18 protein-coding genes and 1 riboswitch are annotated in these 23690 nt (G+C 43.6%); of the genes, 9 read left to right on the top strand and 9 right to left on the bottom strand.

Annotated elements, in window-relative coordinates; all coding sequences use genetic code 11:
* Positions 1–22: 22 nt before the first annotated feature.
* Both L884_RS0103300 and L884_RS0103305 read right to left on the bottom strand, forming a co-directional pair.
* A complete protein-coding gene (locus tag L884_RS0103300) occupies positions 23–2626 on the bottom strand; it encodes an acylase (protein ID WP_028766155.1) in 2604 nt (867 codons plus the stop codon).
* Positions 2627–3083: 457 nt separating this feature from the next.
* Positions 3084–4316, bottom strand: coding sequence for an adenosylhomocysteinase (locus L884_RS0103305; protein WP_051435516.1), 1233 nt, complete (start codon positions 4314–4316; stop codon positions 3084–3086).
* A gap of 150 nt (positions 4317–4466) precedes the next feature.
* Between L884_RS0103305 and L884_RS0103310 the strand changes: the two genes are divergently transcribed.
* On the top strand, positions 4467–5360 hold the full coding sequence (locus L884_RS0103310) for a LysR family transcriptional regulator (RefSeq protein ID WP_028766157.1): 894 nt from the start codon (positions 4467–4469) through the stop codon (positions 5358–5360).
* A gap of 373 nt (positions 5361–5733) precedes the next feature.
* A complete protein-coding gene (locus L884_RS0103315) occupies positions 5734–7035 on the top strand; it encodes a hypothetical protein (protein ID WP_028766158.1) in 1302 nt (433 codons plus the stop codon).
* A gap of 97 nt (positions 7036–7132) precedes the next feature.
* Here L884_RS0103315 and L884_RS0103320 read toward each other — a convergent pair whose 3' ends face one another.
* The gene (locus L884_RS0103320; RefSeq protein ID WP_028766159.1) at positions 7133–7474 is read right to left on the bottom strand and encodes a TM2 domain-containing protein; all 342 of its coding nucleotides are present in this window, start codon (positions 7472–7474) and stop codon (positions 7133–7135) included.
* 296 nt (positions 7475–7770) lie between these two features.
* Between L884_RS0103320 and L884_RS0103325 the strand changes: the two genes are divergently transcribed.
* On the top strand, positions 7771–8790 hold the full coding sequence (locus tag L884_RS0103325; protein WP_245603055.1) for an SEL1-like repeat protein: 1020 nt from the start codon (positions 7771–7773) through the stop codon (positions 8788–8790).
* A 74-nt stretch (positions 8791–8864) separates the two neighbouring features.
* On the opposite strand, the gene L884_RS0103330 is transcribed toward L884_RS0103325, so the two are convergent.
* The 3 genes from L884_RS0103330 to L884_RS0103340 are packed head-to-tail and all read right to left on the bottom strand — an operon-like array spanning position 8865 to position 11008.
* Positions 8865–9590, bottom strand: coding sequence for an amino acid ABC transporter ATP-binding protein (locus L884_RS0103330; RefSeq protein WP_028766161.1), 726 nt, complete (start codon positions 9588–9590; stop codon positions 8865–8867).
* Positions 9583–10263, bottom strand: a complete 681-nt coding sequence (locus tag L884_RS0103335) for an amino acid ABC transporter permease (protein ID WP_028766162.1) — start codon at positions 10261–10263, stop codon at positions 9583–9585. The genes L884_RS0103330 and L884_RS0103335 overlap by 8 nt, the downstream gene beginning before the upstream one ends.
* Positions 10264–10270: 7 nt before the next feature.
* Positions 10271–11008 (bottom strand): basic amino acid ABC transporter substrate-binding protein, encoded by a 738-nt coding sequence (locus L884_RS0103340; RefSeq protein ID WP_028766163.1) that lies wholly within the window; start codon positions 11006–11008, stop codon positions 10271–10273.
* A gap of 468 nt (positions 11009–11476) precedes the next feature.
* Between L884_RS0103340 and L884_RS0103345 the strand changes: the two genes are divergently transcribed.
* Positions 11477–11941 (top strand): hypothetical protein, encoded by a 465-nt coding sequence (locus L884_RS0103345; protein WP_028766164.1) that lies wholly within the window; start codon positions 11477–11479, stop codon positions 11939–11941.
* A gap of 116 nt (positions 11942–12057) precedes the next feature.
* Here the strand turns inward: L884_RS0103345 and L884_RS0103350 are convergent, their stop codons facing one another.
* Together L884_RS0103350 and add are read right to left on the bottom strand one after the other, a co-directional pair.
* Positions 12058–12753, bottom strand: a complete 696-nt coding sequence (locus L884_RS0103350) for a class I SAM-dependent DNA methyltransferase (RefSeq protein WP_084221393.1) — start codon at positions 12751–12753, stop codon at positions 12058–12060.
* A gap of 249 nt (positions 12754–13002) precedes the next feature.
* Positions 13003–13998, bottom strand: coding sequence for an adenosine deaminase (add, locus tag L884_RS0103355; protein ID WP_028766166.1), 996 nt, complete (start codon positions 13996–13998; stop codon positions 13003–13005).
* Positions 13999–14090: 92 nt separating this feature from the next.
* A riboswitch (purine riboswitch) is annotated at positions 14091–14190 on the bottom strand.
* Between the two features lie 317 nt (positions 14191–14507).
* On the opposite strand from add, the gene L884_RS21655 reads away from it, so the two are divergent.
* Positions 14508–15623 (top strand): flavin-containing monooxygenase, encoded by a 1116-nt coding sequence (locus tag L884_RS21655; protein ID WP_084221386.1) that lies wholly within the window; start codon positions 14508–14510, stop codon positions 15621–15623.
* A gap of 75 nt (positions 15624–15698) precedes the next feature.
* Here the strand turns inward: L884_RS21655 and metH are convergent, their stop codons facing one another.
* Positions 15699–19454, bottom strand: a complete 3756-nt coding sequence (gene metH, locus L884_RS0103365) for a methionine synthase (RefSeq protein ID WP_051435517.1) — start codon at positions 19452–19454, stop codon at positions 15699–15701.
* A 249-nt stretch (positions 19455–19703) separates the two neighbouring features.
* Between metH and L884_RS0103370 the strand changes: the two genes are divergently transcribed.
* From L884_RS0103370 to cobT, 4 genes are all read left to right on the top strand, one after another.
* Complete coding sequence (locus L884_RS0103370) at positions 19704–20327, top strand: histidine phosphatase family protein (RefSeq protein WP_028766168.1); 624 nt, start codon at positions 19704–19706, stop codon at positions 20325–20327.
* Positions 20328–20731: 404 nt separating this feature from the next.
* On the top strand, positions 20732–21592 hold the full coding sequence (locus tag L884_RS21660; RefSeq protein WP_051435518.1) for an ABC transporter ATP-binding protein: 861 nt from the start codon (positions 20732–20734) through the stop codon (positions 21590–21592).
* Entirely contained in the window at positions 21576–22619 is a 1044-nt protein-coding gene (locus L884_RS0103380) for a FecCD family ABC transporter permease (RefSeq protein WP_028766169.1), read from the top strand. Before L884_RS21660 ends, L884_RS0103380 begins: the two co-directional genes overlap by 17 nt.
* Before the next feature lie 36 nt (positions 22620–22655).
* Positions 22656–23684: a nicotinate-nucleotide--dimethylbenzimidazole phosphoribosyltransferase gene (cobT, locus tag L884_RS0103385; protein WP_028766170.1), complete on the top strand. Its 1029-nt coding sequence runs from the start codon at positions 22656–22658 to the stop codon at positions 23682–23684.
* Positions 23685–23690 lie beyond the last annotated feature (6 nt).

Raw genomic sequence — 23690 nt, forward strand, 5'->3', positions numbered from 1 at the left:
TAGACCGCTAACGGTTAAGCTGTTACTCACCTTTTTGTGCGCTAAGCTCAATGGTCGACTCTACTGCTGCAGCAATATCGCTTTCATTAAACAGGAATGGGCGGAATTGCTTGCTGCTAGAGTAACGTTCAGTTTGATCGTTAAAATATGGGCTTAATCTATTGGTCGATTGTGAATAGGTCAAAATCCCTTTCGCAACTGGACCAGTATCTGTAAAGCTTACCGCCATCATCCAGCTTGAACCATAACGAATGGCATAACCTTGCTCTGATAAACCTGATGCTAGTGGCTTGCCAGTTACAGCGTCCATAACCGCAGCGTAGCTATGCTGTGGTACTAGAGTATCGTCACCGCTTAGGCTAGTTGAAAACACGTTAAAGCCACCTTCAGCGTTATGAGTTCCCGGCCATGGTTGCTTGTTACCTGATGGCATGCCATCTGGCAGTGATTTCTCAACAAATTGCACTGTCCCCATAGCGGCATCAACAGCGAAACCTGCTGCTTCAAGGTTTAATGCTGCTTTGGCTAGGGCTACCAGTGCGCTGCCGTCAGTTGCTAAAGTATTTGGAGTTGTTGCAGCTTGTTGATAATCAAATGGCACGCTTAACATACTGTTTTGATCAAATTGGTGTGCAAATTCACGGATTAATGCGCCACCAATGCTGTCGTTATCTTGCTTACCATTCCATTGTTTTAGAGCGGCACAGGCGGCACTGATATCTTTAGATTGGCTAGGACTAACCATCACTGGTGTATCAGCTTGAGCTTCACACTGGGCGATCAAATCATCAAAGATGAGGCTATCAAGATAGATATCATTGCCAAGGGCTGCTGCTTCTAACTCTTCAAGATTAAACTTGCCATCTTCGCCGCCAGCTTCTGCCATTAGCTTCAATGCCATGCGGGTGCGCAGTGATTGTTGACCACGCTCTGGCCCGTACATAGCAGAGTAACCCTCAAGTGGCGCTTCAAGGTTAGTTGACCAGAATGAATTATTAGAGTTTTGCACAAAGTCAGTACGTTCAAGCTTAGGCGCGTACTCATAAGCCAATGGCTTGTCGTAGGCAAACATTGAGGTATTACCCGGCAAAATGGTAAAGCCAGCTTGCTGGCGAGCAGCAATAATATCTGGGTTGGTTTTCAGTAAGCTAATGGCAATACCTGATAAACCCGGTACTGTCGAGTCATCAATATAGAAGGCATTACCTTCTTTGTCGGCATACATGGTGTTATTAAAAATCACCCCGTCAAAGTCTTTAAAGGCTTGCTGAAACTCATCTTTATTAGTGGCTCGGTTCATTGCGAGCCAGTGATCGATAGGGTCTTTATTAGCCATATTGGCATCTTGCAACATAAAGGCTTGGCCATCATCCCAACCAAATGGTGCTTGGGTTGCTGGTGCTTCAGCGATTGGACCTTTTGCAGTGGTGTAGATATCTTTTTCCGCCACTAACATGCCAGCAGGACCGCCATTAACTAAGATCTGTACCGTTTCTTTAGTGATCGGCATTACTTCACCATCAAATAGGTACTGCATGCGATCGCCACTAACGAGTTCAAGGTTGTAAAGTACAAAATGTTCAGCGGTTGAGAAAGTATGGGTCCAAGCGACATCTTTGTTGAAGCCAATATTAATCGCGCCTGGCATACCCACTAATGAGCCGCCCATTACATCAATATGACCTGGAATTGTTAGGTGAGACTGCCAAAAGCGTAGGTTACCAGTGTGAGGGAAGTGCGGATTACCCAACACCATACCTTTACCATTTTCGGTTTTGTCTTTACCTAAGCCCCAGCCGTTTGAACCGAGATCTCTAGGGTTGGTTTCTGGAGTTGTAATGGCATTTTGGAAAGCCACAAATTTGTTGTTCACATCATTGATAAAGGCAGTTTGAGCCTCGGTTGCAGCCTGAGTTGGTGCCGGACCGATAATGCGTGGTAGATACTCTTGACCATCACCTGGGTTAGCGTAAAAAATCAGATCAAGGAAATTAGCTGCGCCCGGAAGTAATGCAATTGAGAATAAATAGTTGGCTACATCGACTCCATCAATTGGCTTCACCCAAGGCTGACCCGCACAAAATGGGTCGCCGTTTTGTGTGCCAGCTTCTAGATCGGCTAAATATTGGTTATAACCGGCACTAAAGCCTTCCATCAAGGCGCGAGAGTTATAACTAAAGCTTGGATATTGTTGCTCAGCTTTTTCACGAATTTTAAGGGCTTTATAGGCAAAGTCAGAGATTAAGTTGCCATTATCTTCAGCGGTCGGTAAGCCGGTGGTGAAGTCGATTGAGGCATGCGGGCCAAAGTACATTGAACGTTCAGAATTAGCTTTAATAAAGCCATCGGCGAGGATACATAGATTGTCTTGAGCTTGAGCGTAACCACTACCAAAGCCTAAGCTTTCAAGGTTATCGGCCTTGATGTGTGGCACACCAAAACTGGTACGGCGGATTTGTGCATTAAGCTTTCCATCAGGAGCAAATGCTTGCAGCGGTGGAATGACCTCAGGAGCCGGGTCAGGCACAAATAATGAGTCACTGTTGTCGGTTTCATCATAGCCACAACCTACTAACGTTACAGTTGAAGCTACCCCTAAAGCGAGTACTAACTTATTTAGGCGCATTGAAAGATCCTTTTATTTGTTGTTCCACCAATCATTGCCGGTGAATACTTTTATTATGTCCAATGCCTTTATTTTGATTGTAAAACATATATTTATTGCTAAGTCTTAAGCATAAATACCCAAAATGCTTTTACCAAATACACAAAGACATGTTGGGTTAGTTAACCAGTCATTTAAACGTTTGTCTACATTTGGGTAACATTTGCTAATACTTAATTGTTAGCAAGCAATGACGGCACTATAAAAGGCGAAATTAGTGGCATAAATGGCTAAGGTCAGGGAGATTTTCGGTGAGATTGATGAGGGCATCAAATAAAAATAGGCTCAAATTAAATGGATAGCAGCAGATAGCTAATGGCGAACGATGTTGTTGAGTAAGAGATTGCACTAAAAGGCAGCGGTATTTTGGCTGCCTGTAAAGCGAATTAGCTTAGCGTAAACGACTTGGTATTAAGCACTAGTGGTTGATCCAATATTGGCAGGCTAGGGCGGCGACATCGAGTTCGATATCATAAGGTACAGGCTGCGGTGTTGGTGTTAGGGATTTCGCGTTTAGCGCAATTCGTTCGAGGCTTAATGACTGCAGAGCAAGACCTAGATCCATTATTTCAATGGGGTTGCCATCTCCTGCAGCAAGGTTAACTAAATTGGCATCAGATAACACAAATAGGGTTTTGCCGTTAACGCGATACCCTTTTACGTGCTGGCGAATGGGATCTGTTGAATCGGCAAGTTGAGCTAATGCTGGCAGGTTGATTTCACGTTGAAAATGCCCAGCATTGGCAATAATCACATTGTCGGCCATTAACTCAAAATGTTGTTTATCGAGTACATTGTCGCGACCGGTAATGGTGATCACCATATCTGCATTTGGCAACGCATCTTCAAGTGAGGCGGTATAAAAGCCTTCCATGTGGGCTTCTAATCTGGTGAGTGGGTTTTGTTCAACCACAGTCACATGGGCGCCCATACCTCTGAGTCTTTGTGCTGTGCCACTACCGCAATACCCATAGCCAATAACCACTACCTTTTTGCCATGTAACATCACGTTGGTAGCGCGCATGATGCCATCAACGACCGATGAACCGACGCCATAACGATTTTCGATAATTCGTTTTGCTTGAGTGTCGTTAATAATCAAAGTGGCGAATTTATCGGATTTAAAGTCTTCACGTAGGCGGTTAGCACCAGTGGTGGTTTCTTCAGTTGCGCCCAGTAAGCTGGTAATTAAATGCTGGTTTTGTGGCAGGGTAAACAGCAGTTCATGTAAGTCTGCGCCGTTATCAGAAATAATATCGGGCTGGTGGTCGAGAACTTTTTGGCAGTACCTTAAGTGATCGGCAAAAGTTTCATTGCGCTGGCTATAAACATGCACGCCATAATCTTCAACAATAGCAGCTACCGTTTCATCTTGGGTAGTACCCGGAGAGCCGGTGATAGCCACGGTTGCACCGCCTTTTGTCAATGCTTCTAGCCAAACCCCAGTTTTTGCTTCTACGTGTAAACAGATACCAATAGTTAAGCCTTTAAAAGGCTGCTCTTTTTCAAAGCGAGCAATGATATTGCGCATAATGGGCATATGGGCACGAGCCCAGTCAATCCGTTTTCTGCCCTGTGGTGCAAGACTGATATCAGCAATTTCACAATCGATTTTGGCAGAGGTTTGCGGTGTTAGGGGGGTTATAGTCATGATGAATATCCTAGTTATTGTTTATTCATCATTTACCAGCACTACAGTTTTAACAATTTCACATATTGAACAATATTCTTTCCAAGAAAGCATGAATAGTCGTTTACTGAGTTAGAATGATGCCATGTTCTCTAAGTGCAATATGCTCTAATGAAACCTAGCTTTAATCTTAATCTGTTAACTAGCTTTTATGCGGTGGCTCGACATGGTTCTTTTAACGCTGCGGCCGATGAGCTGTGCTTAACCCACTCTGTGATCAGCAAGCATATCAAACAGCTTGAGTCGAGTTTACATAGCCAACTTATTATTCGTACCACACGCGCGCTAGATTTAACTGAAGAGGGCAAGTTCCTGTATCAAAAATGTCAGTCAATTTTTAACGAAGTAGCTCAAGTTAAAGACTACATTGATGAAAAGCAGCGGGTGGTCAGCGGACGTTTAGTCATTAAAATGCCGAGTATTCTCAAGCACGATAATGGTATTGCTCAGAGTCTACAGTTGCTGCATGTCAACCATCCTGAGCTGCTATTGGATATCGTGTTTGATGACAACTTAGGCGATTTAGTAAAAGAGGGCGTTGATATTGCTTTTCGTATCGGCAAGCTCGAAGACAGCAGTTATTTGTGCCGTAAAATCCGTGATATTGATACTTATGTCGTTGCGTCGCCTGAATATTTAAACACTGCTGGAATACCGACACACCCTAATGAACTAACAACCCATAAGTGTTTGCATTACAGCCATTGTTTAACAGGCCTTAATTGGTCGTTTAAGCAAGATGGTAAGCAGTTTAATGTGCCGATAACTCCGGCTTTTGCGTCAATGAGCGAGTCGATGTTGGCACAATATGCATGTAATGGTTTTGGGGTAACGACTAGTCTTGATTTTGTTGTTGCTAAAGAGCTAGCCAGTGGACAACTCGTGAGTATTTTGAAGCCATTTACTTGGAAAACAGAACTTTATTTAGTTTTCCCATACGCTGCAGTCGTGCCGCTTAAGACACGCACTTTAATTGATGTGATATTGCCAAAGAGCACTAACTAGGTTGTTTTAGCCCTTTAGGCGAGATTATTTTGCCTCTCTATGGAAGTTGTCCTAACTCAAAATCACTTTTTAAGTCTCATTTAGGTGTCTCAAGTGTTACTTAATAAGGCTCAAGTCGTGATGAATTTAATAGTAAGTACAAGTCGTTAAATTACCATCTGCTTAAATAATGTTGTTAAAAAAAACTCATCCTCAACCATAGACACTGGAACAGTAAAAAGTTACTTTGGCTCTCGTTTTAGAACAATTACGCAACATACTTGTGCGTTTCTAGAGATGTGGAATTTCTATCATTTTTAATGAGCTAGTAACAGGCTTTAGATTCAAAACTAGGTAAATGATGACTTAGTTTATACATATTCAGGAAGAAAATATGACGGTAAAAAAATGGACGTTAACTGCATTATCTACCTTGGTTTTAACTGCTTGTGGTGGCGGAGGTGATGACTCATCTGAACCCGCGGGCAACGGTGGTTCATCTGGCGGCAATCTTTCGCAAATTACTTTAAACACGGTTTCAACTAATTGGTGTGGAATTGAAAAGCCAAAAGCGGGTGTTGATGTGTTTGTGCATAATAATGCCGGTGACATTATTGCTCAATACGTGACTGATAGTAACGGTGCGCTGACCGCTGATTGGCCGGGTAATGCTAGACACTTAACTATTAGTGGAGAAAGTCGCTACAGTTTTAAAGAGCAGACAACACTTATTGTAAATTCAGAAGTGGAAGTTGAGGCCGGAGAGCTGGGGGCTTTTTACTTTAGAGATGACAATGATCTAGTTGGTTGTAATTGTAAGCAGGTTGAGTTTCCGGTTCAGGCTTTGATTGCCGATGCGCCTGATAGCCAACTATATTTGGGGAGTTATCGTTATGATTTAACGCCTTTTGCAAGCTCTCCATCAAGAGAGTGGTGTGAAGGGACGGGGCTGATGGATGTGCAATTGATTGCTGCAGATGGCCAAAGTAGCCTAGCTGGCAGTATCGATTTAGCTGATAAAACCGAATATACATTGAGTCTAGATGACTTTACTCACCAAGGCGTAGCCGTTGACTATGTGAATCCATATGACGCGAGGATTTTATATGCGCTGTCGTTTGACGGTTGGCGTAACTACAGCCAGGATGATTTAGTTTTTGTTTATCCGACATTGACGTATAAGAGTTATGTTTGGCCTGCACGATACGGTCAAGAGTATATAGGAAATGTAATTGCTGATAGTTATAGCTCTGCACGACATCTAGTTACAGCAGAGGGGACAACTTCTCCAATCATGCTTTGGCAGCCGGCAAATGAATTTTCGGATGCTGTTTATCGATTATTCAACGAGATTTCGACTGGAGAGGGGCCTTATCAGTATGATTTTAGCGGAGTTGGAGAAGTCGCTTTAACCCATATGACGTTGTTGGGGGAAACAGATAGCGGCGATGCAGATTGGACGATTTGGGGCGGTGCCGCAGGAAGTATGCCTGATCTTAAGTTACCAGCAGACTTGGATGCTAAATTTGATTCACTTTATTCAGCTAGATTGCAGATAGGTATTAGAGGTTATGGGGCTGAAAAGTCTCTTGCTCAGTGGCGTAAGTTATTATTAGAAAGACGTGCTATGGCAGATAACGAGATTAGTGTACTTGATTATGAAACTAATTATATGCGTTTAGAATTCGAGCTTTAATTAATATTATATTATTGAGGCTTACATTAAAAAGACAGCATAGGCTGTCTTTTTTGTCTTTTGAACTCGCTCTGATAGAGCTGAATATACTTCGTGTCTAAAACCCTTGTGATACCCGCTTGCAGTAACGTTGCTCGAAATGAAATGGTGTCATCTTAAGCGTGCGGAAGGCATCAACCCAGCCGACAACCATAGGTACAAGTGTCCAGCTAAAGGCTAAATATAAACTGCCTTTAAGGTGCTGACCTAAATAGAATTTATGCAGGCCAAGCCCACCTAACAACAAACTAAACCAAATAGCCAATTTTTGATTTTTAATGCGCATATCAGGGTCAACACCTGATAGGGAATCAAAGCCTTGCGCTGCATGACATTGAGGGCAAGCTACTGCATTAAGGTCAATCTTATGGTTGCACTGTGGGCAATCTATGGTTGGCATTACAGACTCCAATAATCAAAATGGCTGATTCGTCATTATGTGTACAAGTGTTCGCTGAAAAATAGGTGCGTAGCTCACAAAATGAAAATAAACCAGTTTGAAATCGCACCGAGATCACGCTTGCCGCGTCGAGTGCCAAGTGGTGGGTGTTAACCCATGTTTGCAATCGAAATTTGAGATGAGTTTTCAATCATTTTAGTTTCCTCACAAGGCACTGAAGTTTAATTGAACCAAGTTGAGAAAAGCTGCATGATGGCGCGATTGAATTTGTGTGTGACTCTTGGCGATTAACAATCATGATGAGGTATTGGGTTTTATTACTAGCTGTGCTTCAGGCAGGCTGCGTAAGCTCTGATAAAAATACAGAGCTTGTTAGCTACCGCGAGGCAGCTGAGCGAGGTGATGTTTACGCACAATACCAGCTTGCACGCTTTTATGACTTTGGGAACGGTACATTGAAGGATAAACAGAAAGCCGTTGAGTGGTACCAAAAAGCGGCACAACAAGGCTATGCTGACGCTCAATATACCCTTGGTACTTTTTATGACTATGGTCTTGGTGTGGCAGAAGATAGACAACAAGCATTGCATTGGTACTATCAAGCGGCTGCGCAAGAACATGTTGATGCGCTTTATGCTATCGGAATGATTTTTCACTCGACTCAGCAACATTATCCGCAAGCTTTTTATTGGATAAAAAAAGCGGCAGATAAAGGTCTTGATGAAGCTCAGTATGACATTGCCAGAATGCTGACCTTTGGTGTTGGAGTGGAAGAAGATAAGCAGCAGGCATTTACTTGGTATATGAAAGCCGCTGCTCAAGGGCATGTTGCCTCTTTATTTTATATCGGTTCTGCTTATGATTTTGGCCAAGGCGTTGCGGTTAACAAGCAAAGTGCTTTTGTTTGGTACCAGAAAGCTGCTAATGCGGGGCATGCTAAAGCACAGCTTTATTTGGCTTCTATGTTTGAGCAAGGCCAAGGGACTAAAATAGACAAAGCGAAAGCGATCCGCTGGTATTTGCAAGCGGCTGAACAAGGTGTTGTAGATGCACAGTACAGCCTTGGGGTCATATTTGAACAGGGCGATGGTGTGGCTCAAAACATACCGGAAGCGATAACTTGGTATACGGCAGCCGCTAATCAAGGCGATGCGGAGTCGCAGTATGTGCTGGGCACTATCTATGAGTCGGATAAAAGTGAGCCACAAAACTCAGACATTGCACAAAAGTGGTATCTAGAGGCTGCGGCTCAGGGACATCAAAAAGCGTTAGAAGCATTAATGCAAACACCAAGTACGACTCGTACTCTCCACTAAGTGCAGCCGTTTTTGCTGCACTGAGTCTGTGTAATGAAATGCCACTATGTTGCGAATACCATAGTGGCACAATATTACCTTAATACTTTACTTAAAAACTCCTGAGTTCTGGCCTCTTTTGGGTGGCTAAACAGCGCTTCAGGATCACCCTGCTCGACAATATAGCCGCCATCCATAAAGATAACTCTGTCAGATACATCCCGAGCAAACCCCATTTCATGGGTAACAATAACCATGGTCATGCCATCTTGTGCTAGCGACTTCATCACATCAAGTACATCGCCAACCATTTCTGGATCGAGCGCAGATGTTGGCTCGTCAAATAGCATTAAATCAGGCTTCATCGCTAAGGCTCTTGCTATTGCTACCCGCTGTTTTTGGCCGCCAGATAAGCTTGATGGATAAGCGTCAGCTTTGTTCTTTAAACCCACTTGAGTTAGCAATTTATCGGCTTCTTCGTCCGCTTCTTGCTGGTTCATTACCCCTAATTTTACGGGGGCTAGGGTGATATTTTGTTTCACTGTTTTATGAGGAAATAAATTAAAGTTTTGAAACACCATTCCCACTTTTTGTCTGAGCTTGTCTACACAAGCGTCAGCAGCGGTAATCGATTGGTCATCAATTAAAATGTCACCTGCCGTTGGCTGCTCTAACAAATTGATGCAACGTAGAAAGGTACTTTTACCACTGCCTGAAGGCCCAATAACACTGACAACTTCGCCTTTATTTATCTGTTCGCTAATGCCTTTTAATACTTGGTTGTCGCCAAAGCTTTTATGTAAGTTATTTATTTTAATCACTTTGTTTCAGCCTCGTTTCAAATTTAGAAAGCATAAAGGTAAAGATATACGTCAGTAATAAGTAAATCAGAGCACAGGTAAATAACGGTACGCTGTCTTCAAATGTGCGGCTACGGATTATTTCGCCTGCACGCATCAAATCAACGCCGCCAATAAAGCCAATTACAGCCGTCTCTTTGAGTAACACGATAAACTCGTTACCTAGCGATGGCAGAATATTCTTAATCGCTTGAGGTAAAATCACCTCTTTCATCGTTGACCAGTGCGATAAACCAAGTGAACGTGCGGCTTCCATTTGACCTTTATCAACGGCTTGAATACCAGCGCGAATGATTTCAGAAATATAAGCGCCACTGTTAAGGCCAAAGGCGATAATCGCTGCTGTGATTTTATCTACATCGAGTGAGGCCAGTACAATGAAGTAAAGGATCACTAACTGTACAACAACTGGCGTACCGCGGATCACGCTAACGTATAGGTTAGCTGGCCAACTTAAGTACCATTTTGATGACATCTTCATCAAGGTAGTGGCAACCCCAAGGATAGAACCCATTATCATGGCGAAGAAGGTCACGATTAAGGTCACTTTCAAACCATTTAAAATGAGGTAAATCCCGATTAAGCCATCTTCACCAATTGGGGTAAATAAAGAGGTAGTTATCGCATCAATCATCGCAGGCTCACTTCATGTACTTGGTGACAAGCGCATCGTATGCACCATTGCTTTTCATTGAGGTCAGTGTTGCGTTAATGCTGTTGAGTAATTCGGTTTTACCTTTAGGCACAGCTAGGCCATAAAATTCAGCATCAAAATCCAGTTCTACCATCTTTAATTGTGGATTTTTATTCAAAAAGCTCATTGCAGGCTCACTGTCAAAAAGCACTAAGTCGACCTTGTTGTTTTTAAGCTCCATAACCGCTTCAAAGCCGGTATTAAACGCGGTCACTTTTTGACTATAAGTCTTGGCCATGATGTCACCAGTTGAACCAAGCTGTACGGCAATATGTTTACCTTTTAAATCGTCGATACTATTGATACTGGTGTTGTCTTTATTTACTAATACTAGCTGGGTTGCTTCGTAGTATGGTGTTGAGAAGTCAACGCTGGCTTGTCGCTCTGGAGTAATGGTCATACCCGATGCGATAAAGTCGATTTTACCTGCATTAAGTGCCACGATAAGTGAGTCGAAATTCATGTTTTCGACTTTTAAGGTTTTGCCTGCATCTTTGGCAATTTGTTTAGCCAGTTCAATATCAAAACCTTGGATCTCATCACCGCTTGCGCCGCCAACATACTCAAAAGGTGGGAAGGTGGCATTGGTGCCAACAACGAGTACATCATCGCTTTTACCGCAGCCTGCGAGTAATAAAACGCTAGCTAACCCTAAACTCACTAAACCTGTCATTGACTGCTTCATTTTTCATTCTCTTAATCAAATTACTTAACTGGGGACGACTATAAACTACGACTAAATTAAATCAATAGTTATTCAGTAAAAATGATTAAAAATTCAATCTGACAATGTTTAAGTGTGTTTTTATTGAGCTAAATTGCTGCGTGTTAACTAGCGGTTAACCTTGCTGCATCATCTTTGCTACTTAACTTTTGAATGTTATTTCAACTTGCATAAAAATGCTGATTTGTGATGGCTTTGAATTACTTAAAAAGTAAGCGAACGTTATTTGCAATAATGTCTACTTAGCTTGCGGTACTGGAGCGAGATCACGTTTTCGCCCCTTTCTGCTAAGGTGATTGGCTAGGTTGTCGATAGTAATGGTTACAAGTTGTTTCATTTGAGTCTCTGGTGTTAAAGCTTGTGTCATGGCAGAGACTTGAGCTGTTTATTTTACTGCATACAAATAATAGCGAATTGGCGAGGGGTTTTATGGAACTATTGAGTGTAAATAACAGCAAGGCCTTTGTTGCTGAACGTAATCAATCATTACCGAGCATTAAAAGTAGTGAGCTAGCTGAGGGCTCACAACGGCCAATACAAAGTGAAAACCAAGACAAAGTCTCCATCTCTGAATCGGCAAGGGCTGCACTGGCTTCTAGCTTAGGCAAAGAGTTACATGATGATCAAAGCGTTGCCCAAAGCAAAGCGACGGCGGTGGAGTCGCAGGACGAGCAAGCAAAACAAAAAATTGATGAGATCATTGCGATGTTAAAAAAGCAACTTGATGAGCTCCGCCAAGCTTTACAGGCTTTAGAGGGGGATAATACCGAAGTCGCCGCAGAAAAACGCAAAGCGCTTGAGTCGCAAATCGGTGCTTTATCAGCTCAGCTAACAGAGTTAATTAATCAAAAGCTGGAGTTAGAAAAGAAAAATATGCGTGAAAATGGCCGTTGATAATATATCAAACAGGATTAGCGCTAACTGTTTCACGTTGGCGTTTCCCTGCTGACTCACAGGGAAAACTTGAACATAACAGCTTAGCGGCTAAAGCCCGTATATCTTTCTAAAAGTTAAATCTTTACGCAGCTAAAAATGGCGTTACCTGACTTGCCATTCCAAGGTAAGATTTTTTCATAGTCATGCTCAAACATGGTGACGTTGAAGTAGGGAGCAAGTAATTGTTGTAAGTGCTCAAAACTAACGGCGACCATAGGATGTTCATCTTGCCAAGACAGGCTTTGGTCTTGATTGGTTTTTTCTATGTTGACGATTAATGATTGTTTATCGCCTTCACCACAGTAATCCCAACCAGAACTAAACGTAAACTGACTATCTTCATGCTCCAATTGAAACTTGGCAAAGGAGTCATTGATGATCATCTGCTTTTCTACTGCGTTAAAGCAAAATACGCCGCCATCAGCTAATGCACTATGTACGTTAGCAATACACTGCTTGAGCTTTGCAATACCATCGTTGTAGTGAATTGAATATAAAAAGCAGGTGATCAGATCTTGTGGCTGTTCAACCGTAAAGTTAGCCATATCTTGGCGGCTAAATTCGGCTTCAGGACAATGCAGCTTAGCAATATCAAGCATAGGCTGATTAATGTCCAAACCTTGGCTTTGATAGCCATTGTCGATGAAATGTCTTACATGTGGCCCTGTGCCACAGGCAAGATCTAGGTGCGCGTTGCCGCCATTACCAAAGATTTGATGTAGTCTACGAATACATTCACTTTGCGCTGAGTAGTCGATTTCAGCACACATTAAATTGTAGTAACTTGATAGATCGGTATAAAGGGCGGTAGATGCTGCAGTTTGCAATGAGAGTGACCAGTAAATTGGGGTGCGGCATTCTATAGCAAGAATACGTTTTAGCGATGAGTAATTAAGCAATTTGCGATCTATATCTCGCAATATTTATGGTTGAATTGACTGTTTGTAGGGGATTTCAGAGTGAGATAGCGAATGCATATTCGCACTCGCTATCTTTAAGTCGACTAGCTATGACGCAAATTAACCAATAAACGTTAAAAGATGCTGTTTTACTTCATCAGATGCAAACGAGTTCTCTGCACTAATTTGGTAGATCTTAAAGTAGTCTTGTTCAGTTAAGTTAAACTTTTCAACCGCGAGTTGTAGCTCTTTGGTCATGGTGGTGTCTGATACGGTGCGGTTATCGGTATTAATGGTAACCAATAAGCCATCACGGTAAAAGTCACCAAATGGGTGGCTTGCTAGGCTTTCAACTGCTTTAGTCTGCACGTTACTGCTTGGGCAGGTTTCTAGCGCAACCGCTTCAGAGCGCACTAAGTCATAGGCTTGTTGGTGGTTATTTATATGAATACCGTGGCCAATACGTTCAGCACCTAGTAACGCGATAGCGTCATATACGTTTTGTCCTACACCTTGCTCACCGGCATGAATCGTTATGCGGTAGCCTTTTTCAAGGGCGTACTTAGCGTAAGGAATATATTCATGGCAAAAGCCAGGTTCTTCACTTGCTGCTAAGTCGAATGCAACAACCCCTTTATCGAGGAACTTAGCACCAGCATCAATGACATCATTGATGTCATCTTTAGGTAGCACCTTGATAATGGATAGGATGTAGTTACCCTTAATGTCATATTGGGCTTCAGCTCTGCGCATACCTTTGACAACGCTGCCAATGATCTGCTCAAAGTTAAGGCCTTGTTGACGATGTAACTGTGGGCCAAAACGGACTTCTAGGTACTTCACGTTTTCTTTTGCTGCGTCTTCAAAAAGCTCAAATGAGATCCGCTCTAACGCCGCTTCTGTTTGCATTACCGATACAGGCAAAGCAAAGCGGGTGAGGTATTCATTCAGATTCGGGCAAGACTCGGGTGCCACCATCAGCGCTTTAATGTCGTCGACGTTATTGCTAGGAATTGCAGTACCTTGGATGGTTGCAAGGTCAATAACAGTTTGTGGACGTACGCTGCCGTCTAGGTGGCAATGAAGATCGATTTTAGGTAGCTGTAGAAAATTCATGAAGCTCTCCTTTATTAGTCGTTATACCAACCAAGACTGACAACTTCCCATTGTAGACAACAATGAAAACTGACCAGCTAGTTAGTTTAGTGTTTATAAAGTAAAGTCTTCATAATCAAGAGTTTAGGGCTCTTGGTAGAAACTCTCAAACCATATCATTGAGATTATACGAAGTGTTAACGGATAATTTTAGCACTCATTTAACTAATTGCGAAAGTGCTTAATAACAAATAATACCAGAGCAGAACCGAAATTAATGCTATGCCCCCTAATACAAAATATGCATGAAACTAGCACAATTTAGAGAGATATAGCGCTGGGAGCCTAACTTGAATAACTCTCTGCTAAATTCGCTGTTAATCGTAGTCAGCATATCAGTAGCTTGTAAGCTAATTTAGCTGAACTTTACAGTTAGTCTATTGAGTAATTTTTGTCTAAATCAGGTTCTAGGCCCATGTTCTGTTATCATGCTCAACATAATAAAAATAACAGTTATGCAATTGGATATTATGAAACAATTTATCATTATTGGGGCGGGGCAGTCTGGTTTGGCGATGGCCTATAACTTGGCCAAGAATAATCAAGATTACTTAGTGTTAGATGCCAATGAACAGGTGGGCGCGCCTTGGTTGAAGCGTTGGGATTCATTAAAGCTATTTACCCCGACAGAGTTTAACCATTTGCCGGGCATGCCGTTTCCTTTCCCTAAGGGTTACTATCCGAACAAATATGAAGTTGCTGACTATTTAAAAGCTTATGTTGAAAAGTTTGCGATACCCATTGAATTTAATCAAAAAATTACCTCTGTAAACAAAGTGAATGGCATCTTTGAGATCAAAAGTGCCACGGCTAGTTACCAAGCCAAGCAAGTGATTATAGCTACCGGGCCATTTCATACACCGTATACGCCACCTTGCCATATCGATATTGCCGACGAGATCAATCAGATCCACAGTGAAAACTACAAAAATCCTGAGCAGCTACAACAGGGGGATTGTTTAGTAGTGGGCGCAGGTGATTCCGGGGTACAAATCTTATCTGAAATTGCTGATAGCGGACGTAAAGTTTACTTTTCTGGTAGCGATAAAATTGCAGCTATTCCACAGACGTTTTTAGGTAAAACGCTCTGGTGGTGGTTTAGTAAGATTGGTTTTTTAACGGTGAATCGTTATAGCAGAATTGGTAAGTGGCTTAGCAAAGGCGTGCAGCCTGTGATTGGTACAGATGTGAAAGCATTGCTAGCAAAAGATAATGTGATCCATATGGGGCGCACCTTATCAGCAGATGCTAATAGCATTACTTTTCAAAAAGGCAGCGTGAACAGTATTAAGAATATTGTTTGGGCCACAGGTTTTAAGCCGAACTTTTTTTGGATTGAGGGCATTTCATTTGATGAAATGAATTATCCGAGTAACTATCGTGGCGTGAGTGCTGATCTCGATGGGTTATTTTTTATCGGATTACCTTGGTTATATACCCGTGGCTCAGCAACCCTTGGCGGGGTGTGGAAAGATGCACACTATCTAATGGAGTACATTTTGCGTCGCCAACAGTCACTCACAGATACCGATAACAACAGTGACTGCCAACAAAATCCGCATCTAGCTTATAGCAGTAAGAGTTAACTTAGTCATCGCGGTAGTAGTTGGCAAACTAATACCGCGAGCTTATGTCAATTGAGTATGTTACTCACGAGCGAATTATTGCGGATCATAGTCCAACACTGGCATCAACCAACGCTCAGTCTCTTCAATGCTCATGCCTTTACGGGCTGCATAATCTTCGACTTGGTCGCGACCAATGTTGGTTACTCCAAAGTAGCGCGATTTAGGGTGGGCAAAGTACCAACCCGATACTGCGGCCGTTGGGAACATCGCGTAGCTTTCGGTGATGTTAAGGCCAATGGTTTCATCAGGCTTTAACAAGTCCCATAGTAAGCCTTTCTCGGTATGATCTGGGCAAGCAGGATAGCCCGGTGCTGGGCGAATACCTTTGTATTTCTCACGAATGAGCGCTTCGTTATCGAGGTTTTCGTCACTGGCGTAGCCCCAAAACTCTTTACGTACACGTTCATGCATACGTTCAGCAAAGGCCTCAGCTAAGCGGTCTGCTAAGCACTTAAGCATAATCGCGCTGTAGTCATCATGGTCGGCTTCAAAGCGTGCTACATGTTCATCAATACCATGGCCGGCAGTTACCGCAAAACCGCCCATATAGTCAGCAACGCCGCTATCTTTAGGTGCGACAAAATCAGCTAAACAGAAGTTGTCGTTACCTACGCGCTCAATCTGCATCCGCAGGTGATGGGTTGTCATTTCAACTGTGCTACGAGTTTCATCTGTATAGAGCTCTATATCGTCGTGGTTGACGCTATTGGCTGGGAATAGCCCGATCACGCCCTTAGCGGTAAGCCACTTTTCATTGATGATTTTATCAAGCATGGCTTTACCATCGTGATATAGCTTACGTGCTTCTTCACCTACCACTTCATCTTCTAAAATACGTGGGAAATGCCCGTGCAGCTCCCAGCTTCTGAAAAATGGTGTCCAGTCGATACGATCAACTAAATCTTCCAACGGATAGTCATCAAACACTTGGCGACCAAGTTGATTTGGCACAAAAGGCGTGTAATTTTGCCAGTCGTGCTGGCAGCGATTTTCACGGGCAGCCTCAATCGTAGTGATCTGCTTGCGCTTGGTTTGCGACAAACGCTTTTCACGCATCATATCGTATTCGGCATACGCTTCATCGATTGTTGCTTGACGAGTTTCATTATTAATTAACTTAGATACCATAGGCACTGCGCGTGAGGCGTCGGCAATATAAATCGCCCCTTCAGGTGAATGCGGTGCGATTTTCACAGCGGTATGGATTTTTGAGCAAGTCGCGCCGCCAATAATTGATGGAATGGTTAAGCCTGCTTTGTGGAAGCTTTTTACGTTATGCACCATTTCATCAAGGCTTGGGGTGATTAAGCCTGACATACCGATAATATCGACGTTTTCAGCTTTGGCGACTTCGATGATTTTCTCTACCGGTACCATTACACCTAAATCAATGACCTCGTAACCGTTACAAGCCAGTACAACGCCAACAATGTTTTTACCTATGTCATGTACATCGCCTTTTACGGTAACCATCAACACTTTACCGTTAGATTGACCTTCGACTTTCTCAAGTTCTATAAAGGGATTTAAGTAAGCCACGGCTTTTTTCATTACCCGTGCTGACTTAACCACCTGCGGCAGGAACATTTTGCCAGAGCCAAAGAGATCGCCGACTATGTTCATGCCGTCCATCAACGGACCTTCAATCACATCTAGCGGACGGCTAGCTTGTTGGCGTGCCTCTTCAGTATCTTCATCAATAAACTCGGTGATGCCTTTAACCAGCGCATGGGCTAAGCGCTCATTGACGGGCTTAGTGCGCCACTCTAAATCTTCTTTTTTGGCTGCTTGATTACCATCACCACGGAATTTTTCAGCAACTTCTAATAGCAATTCGGTGTTATTGGTATCGGCTACAGTGCAAGGCAAGTTCTGCACAATCGCTTCAACATGGGCTTTTAGCTCTGGGTCGATATCATCATAAATGGCTAACTGGCCAGCGTTAACAATGCCCATGTCCATACCCGCTTGAATGGCGTGATATAGGAATACAGCATGAATGGCTTCACGCACAGGGTTATTACCGCGGAACGAGAATGACACATTCGACACACCGCCTGAAATCATTGCGTGCGGCAAGGTTTGCTTGATCTCACGGGTTGCCTCAATAAAGTCAACCGCGTAGTTATCGTGCTCATCAATACCTGTGGCGATAGCAAAGATATTCGGGTCAAAAATAATATCTTCTGGCGGGAAGCCGACTTTATCAACCAGCACATTATAGGCGCGAGTACAGATCTCCACCTTACGCGCTTTAGTGTCTGCTTGGCCTATTTCATCAAAGGCCATGATAATAGCCGCAGCGCCATAACGCTTAACCAGTTTGGCCTGTTCGATAAACTTGTCTTCGCCCTCTTTAAGCGAGATAGAGTTAACGATACCTTTACCTTGAATACACTTAAGCCCTGCTTCAATCACTTCCCATTTAGAGGAGTCGATCATAATTGGTACACGGGAGATGTCTGGCTCAGAGGCTATTAAGTTGAGAAACTTTTGCATCACCTCAACACCATCGAGCATGCCTTCATCCATGTTGATATCGATGATCTGTGCACCATTCTCGACTTGATCGCGTGCAACTGACAGCGCTTCTTCATATTCGCCTGTTTTAATAAGGCGCAAGAACTTAGCTGAACCGGTGACGTTGGTACGCTCACCTACGTTTAAAAATAGCGAGTTCTCATCTATGGTCAGTGGCTCAAGACCAGACAGGCGGCAAGCTACTGGTAGATCTGGTAACGCACGAGCAGAGTGTTTAATCACGGCTTCACGAATAACGCGGATATGATCAGGCGTGGTACCGCAGCAACCACCAATAATGTTTAAAAAGCCTTCTTGAGCCCACTCGCCAATGACTTCAGCCATCTGCTCAGGTGTTTCATCATAACCACCAAACTCATTTGGTAAACCAGCGTTAGGGTGTGCTGACACATAGCACTCTGCAATTTTTGATAACTCTTCAACATAGGGGCGCAACTCTGTTGGCCCTAGCGCACAGTTAAGACCGATTGACAGCGGTTTAACATGGCGCAATGAGTTATAAAACGCTTCAGTTGTTTGTCCGGTAAGGGTACGGCCAGAGGCATCTGTAATGGTGCCAGAGATCATGATGGGTAAACGGAAGCCTTGCTCATCAAATACGGTTTCGATGGCAAATAGTGCAGCCTTAGCGTTTAAGGTGTCGAAAATGGTTTCCACCATGATGATGTCGCTGCCGCCAGCGACCAAGGCATTGATAGATTCAATGTAGGCTTCAACTAATTGATCAAAGGTAATATTACGAAAGCCGGGATCATTCACATCGGGGCTAATTGAGCAAGTACGGTTGGTTGGCCCCAGTACCCCAGCAACAAAACACTGGCGGCCGGTTTCAGCTTCAACTTCATTGGCTGCTTCACGGGCAAGGCGGGCGCCAGCAAAGTTGATGGCAGCGGAGTGCGCTTGCATATCGTAGTCGGCCATGGCAATGCGGGTCGCATTGAAAGTGTTGGTCTCAATAATGTCTGAGCCAGCGAGCAGGTAGTCTTTGTGGATCTGTTTAATCGACTCAGGCTGAGTTAGCACCAACATATCGTTGTTGCCTTTTACGTCGCAATGCCAGTCTTTAAACTGCTCACCACGAAAATCAACCTCTTCAAATTTGCGGTCTTGGATCATTGTGCCCATGGCACCATCAAGAATTAGGATCCCATCCTTAAGCTTTTGGGTAAGTACAGCTAAAACCTTTTCGGCAGTGTCTTGAGTGTGTGCAACTGCGCTCAAGGCATGTGTTGGGGTACTACTTGCCATCGTTATTTCCTACCTGTTCGCAAATGATTATTCTTGTATTTTATGCTTGTGCATCATGCCCGTTATTTTGGCTTAAATCGTCTGTTGATTTAAACGACATTTTATTTATTTGGACATTTATACGTATAGACGTCCATAATACCCAAGGCTTATTCAAAAGTGCAAGTGCTAAAGCATGATAGTTTTTCAGCATTAAAAGCGGGTTAATTATCATAAGTTATTGATTAATATTGAAGGTATATTAATAGCATGCAAACCACACGCGTTATCTTACTGCGCCATGGTCAATGTGAAGGTGGCGACATTTTGCGCGGTCAGGTAGATGTTTGCCTGAGTGAACAAGGTAAGTTGCAGATGCAACAGGCATTTTCTGAGTTGCTTTTAACGGCAGTGCCAAAATTGGCTGCAACACAGTTAGTGGTATTAAGCTCGCCGCTGCTCCGCTGTGCAATACCAGCAAAAGCGTTTGCTGAATCAAAGCAGCTAGCGCTATTTATTGAGCCGGGCTTTAAAGAGCTTAACTTTGGCGATTGGGACGGGCAAACATTTGATGCTTTATATCAGCGTCATGCCCAAGCATTAGATAACTATTGGGCGAACCCGTGGTTAGCTACGCCGCCAAATGGAGAGTCGATGCAAGCTTTTGAACAACGAATTGAACAAGCTTGGCAGGATATGTTACTCCAGCATAGAGGTAAGCAGATAGTGGTTGTTAGCCACGGCGGAGTGATACGCCATTTGCTCAGTAAAGCCCTAGGCGCAACTCAGTGTGTAGGGTTTTATACATCGTTAAAGCTGCCTTATGCGGCCAAAGTTTGCATTGATGTACTGCACCATGAGCAGGAGCAACATTTGAGTGTGCATTGGGGATAAAGGCTATTGATATAGCTTAGCGTGACCAAATAGCTCAATTCAGTTTTATAAGCATAATTCATGCTAGCAAAGGTGATGTTAGCCTTGCGGTGATAATGCTAAAATATGGAAATTACACTATTTTCGCTAATAACAGTTAGCCGAAAGTACTAATCAAGTTAGGTGCTTAACAGCATAAAGGGAACCGGAGGCCAGTGGTTTACTGAGTTTAGTCCGGACTGTACCCGCAACTGTATGATGGCGGCATTATGCTCGCTTTCAAGTCAGATACCTGCCTAGCTTAATCGAATATGGTTTATCTAAATCGGTATTGATAACCCAAAGTGCAGTGATGCACGTTGACTCGAGCGGGCGACTCGAGGGAGATAATTAAATGAAATCTATTGTTTGGGCGGCTGCTCATTATGGCTAATGTTAAGCCTAGCCCAGCGCTGAATCAGCAGGACAACCATGTTTTGCTGGTCAATAATTTAAGCTGGCAACTCGCAGGTAAAGCCATTTTGTCGGCGGTCGACTTCAGCTTAGCTGAAGGCAAAATGCTGGGCATTATTGGTCCTAATGGTGCAGGGAAGTCGAGTTTACTGCGCTGTCTATATCGCTTTATTACCCCAACTAGCGGCACGATAGAGTTATTTGGTGAGCAGATTAGCACCTTGTCAGCCAAGATGTTTGCTCGTCAAGTTGCGGTGGTCTTGCAAGACACACCACACCATTTTGAAATGACCACTTCTCAGCTTATCGCATTAGGCTTAACTCCCCACAAAGGCGCATTTGATTTTACCAGTAAACGCGACCGCGAAGAGGTAACCAAAGCGCTGCTCAAGGTGGGGTTGCAAGATAAAGCCAATCAAGCCTATGAGAGTTTATCTGGTGGTGAAAAGCAGCGCGCACTGATTGCTCGTGCGATAGTACAGCGACCTAAATTACTTATTCTTGACGAGCCAACTAATCATTTAGATATTCGTTATCAGATCCAGACTTTGGAGCTACTGCGAACCCTAAATATTACCGTGATCACCTCTATTCATGACTTGAACCTTGCGAGCGCCCTGTGTGATGAGCTTTTGCTTCTCAACGATGGTCATTGTGTGGCAAAAGGCACTCCAAAAACAGTATTAACCGAGCAGAGAATCGCTGAGGTGTTTGATGTGTGCTGTGAAATAAAACCGCACCCGCAACACGGCAATCCATTGATCAGTTATTTCTACGGCTATCAAACTCCAAATGCAGCAGATGTTGGAGGTGTTGATGAGCACAGCAAGTAAGGTTTTTAACCCTCAGCGTCGATTAGTTGAATACCTGCTCTATAGCCTGCTTATGGGCTTAACGATACTCACGCCTTTTGCTGCGACCAGTTTTGGTGCGGCAACAATCAGTGTGGTCGATGTTTTTAGTGTATTGAGCCATAAGCTCTTTAGTATTGGTGAATCACTTGGCGTGCGTGAGCGTATTATTTGGGAACTGCGGTTACCAAGGGTATTACTCGCATTTATAGCGGGTGCGGGACTTTCTATTGCTGGTAGCGTGCTGCAAACGGTGACTCGTAATCCATTAGCCGACCCCTACTTATTTGGTATTTCATCTGGGGCCTCGTTTGGCGCTGTGGTGGTGCTGACCCTATTTAGCCAAAGTGTGTTGTGGTTAAGTTTACCTGTGGGAGCGTTTATTGGCGCCAGCATTTCAGTTGTCATGGTTTTAGGCTTATGTGGCCGTAACCTAAGTACTCAGGTGGAGCGTATGTTGCTCTCTGGGGTCGCGATTTCATTTATGTTTGGCGCTATGGCCAGTTTAATGCTGTATTTCTCCAGTCCACAAGCCGCAGCATCAGTGCTGTTTTGGACCTTAGGCAGCTTTGCTAAAGCCAGTTGGCAAGGCTTATGGTTACCCGCAGCGGTAGTACTGATTGCCATGCTGATAATTTTGCTTAATAAACGCCAAATTGTCGCCATGCGTGCCGGTGATGAAACCGCCCATACCTTAGGAATTAATGTCAGTCATTTACGCTTAAACATGTTACTGCTGTGTTCGCTTATTACCGCGATTCTAGTCGCTAACTGTGGCGGTATTGGCTTTATCGGGCTAATGGTGCCGCACACTGTGCGTTTGCTGTTTCCAGGGCGTTATCCCCTATTGTTAACTGCGCTAGTCGGGGGATTATTTATGGTCTGGGTCGATGTACTCGCGCGAACCTTATTGAGTTACCAAGAGCTACCTGTGGGGATTATTACCTCTGTCATGGGCAGTATTTTCTTTTTGTTTATTTTAGCTAGTCGCAGTGCCAAGCGTATTTAGCAATAGCACCCAAGTTGAGTGGTCAAGGGATTAAAGATGTTTGAGATAAAACCAGTTAATACTGAATTTGATAAACAGATTCAACATAAGATAGACAGCAAAACTAAGCCGCTAGGTGCCTTAGGAGATTTAGAAACCTTAGCGCTGCAAATTGCTCGAGTATTAGGTAAAGATAAACCGCAGATCTGTAATCCTAAGATGATGGTGTTTGCAGCTGACCATGGTATCGCTGACTCTGGCGTGTCTATAGCGCCAAGTGAAGTGACTACACAAATGGTCGTTAACTTTATGAATGGCGGTGCCGCGATCAATGTATTTACTCGCCAAGTGGGCTTTGATTTAGAGGTCATTGATTGCGGTATTTTAAAGCCATTAGACAACGTTGAAGGTGTGATTAATCAGCGTTTAGGCGCAGGCACTGGGCCAATTCACAAACGTGCTGCTATGACTTTAGGCGCCGTAAAACAAGGCTTTGAGATGGCTAGAGCTCGAGTTGATTTGCACCATCAAAATGGTTGTAACTTAATTGCCTTAGGTGAAATGGGCATTGGTAATACCACATCGGCAGCGGTGATGATGTCTGCATTGACAGGAATTAAAGGTGAAGACTGTGTAGGCCGTGGCACAGGTATTGATGCCGCGACCTATAAGCGCAAAAAAATGTTAGTTGAACAAGCGTTGTTATTACACCACAGCGAGTTGAACGACCCAATGCAGGTGCTGGCTTGTGTTGGTGGCTTTGAAATTGTGCAGATGACCGGCGCTATGTTAGCGGCTGCAGAGCGTAACATGCTTATTGTTGTTGACGGCTTTATTGCTTCGGCAGCGGCATTGGCGGCAGTTAAAATTAATCCAAACGTGCGTGGCTATATGATTTTTGCTCATCAGTCTGATGAGAAAGGCCATTACTTGATGCTTGAGTTTCTACAAGCTAAACCGCTATTAAAACTTGGCATGAAGCTAGGCGAGGGCACTGGCGCAGCGTTAGCGTTACCGCTTATTCAGGCCGCGACTAACTTTTATAATCAAATGGCCAGCTTTGAAGATGCAGGCATAGAGATCTAAGGCGGT

This window comes from Shewanella fidelis ATCC BAA-318, from assembly GCF_000518605.1.
In the GTDB taxonomy this organism is placed as follows: Bacteria; Pseudomonadota; Gammaproteobacteria; order Enterobacterales; family Shewanellaceae; genus Shewanella; species Shewanella fidelis.

Bases quoted from the DNA above. Each gene is read 5' to 3' on its own strand.
- L884_RS0103305 (WP_051435516.1), bottom strand. From the start codon at position 4,316: ATGACTATAACCCCCCTAACACCGCAAACCTCTGCCAAAATCGATTGT.
- metH (WP_051435517.1), bottom strand. From the start codon at position 19,454: ATGGCAAGTAGTACCCCAACACATGCCTTGAGCGCAGTTGCACACACT.
- L884_RS0103335 (WP_028766162.1), bottom strand. From the start codon at position 10,263: ATGATTGATGCGATAACTACCTCTTTATTTACCCCAATTGGTGAAGAT.
- L884_RS0103380 (WP_028766169.1), top strand. From the start codon at position 21,576: ATGAGCACAGCAAGTAAGGTTTTTAACCCTCAGCGTCGATTAGTTGAA.
- L884_RS0103315 (WP_028766158.1), top strand. From the start codon at position 5,734: ATGACGGTAAAAAAATGGACGTTAACTGCATTATCTACCTTGGTTTTA.
- L884_RS0103325 (WP_245603055.1), top strand. From the start codon at position 7,771: ATGATGAGGTATTGGGTTTTATTACTAGCTGTGCTTCAGGCAGGCTGC.
- L884_RS0103320 (WP_028766159.1), bottom strand. From the start codon at position 7,474: ATGCCAACCATAGATTGCCCACAGTGCAACCATAAGATTGACCTTAAT.
- L884_RS0103350 (WP_084221393.1), bottom strand. From the start codon at position 12,753: ATGTGTGCTGAAATCGACTACTCAGCGCAAAGTGAATGTATTCGTAGA.
- cobT (WP_028766170.1), top strand. From the start codon at position 22,656: ATGTTTGAGATAAAACCAGTTAATACTGAATTTGATAAACAGATTCAA.
- L884_RS21660 (WP_051435518.1), top strand. From the start codon at position 20,732: ATGGCTAATGTTAAGCCTAGCCCAGCGCTGAATCAGCAGGACAACCAT.
- L884_RS0103310 (WP_028766157.1), top strand. From the start codon at position 4,467: ATGAAACCTAGCTTTAATCTTAATCTGTTAACTAGCTTTTATGCGGTG.
- add (WP_028766166.1), bottom strand. From the start codon at position 13,998: ATGAATTTTCTACAGCTACCTAAAATCGATCTTCATTGCCACCTAGAC.
- L884_RS0103370 (WP_028766168.1), top strand. From the start codon at position 19,704: ATGCAAACCACACGCGTTATCTTACTGCGCCATGGTCAATGTGAAGGT.
- L884_RS0103300 (WP_028766155.1), bottom strand. From the start codon at position 2,626: ATGCGCCTAAATAAGTTAGTACTCGCTTTAGGGGTAGCTTCAACTGTA.
- L884_RS0103345 (WP_028766164.1), top strand. From the start codon at position 11,477: ATGGAACTATTGAGTGTAAATAACAGCAAGGCCTTTGTTGCTGAACGT.
- L884_RS21655 (WP_084221386.1), top strand. From the start codon at position 14,508: ATGAAACAATTTATCATTATTGGGGCGGGGCAGTCTGGTTTGGCGATG.
- L884_RS0103340 (WP_028766163.1), bottom strand. From the start codon at position 11,008: ATGAAGCAGTCAATGACAGGTTTAGTGAGTTTAGGGTTAGCTAGCGTT.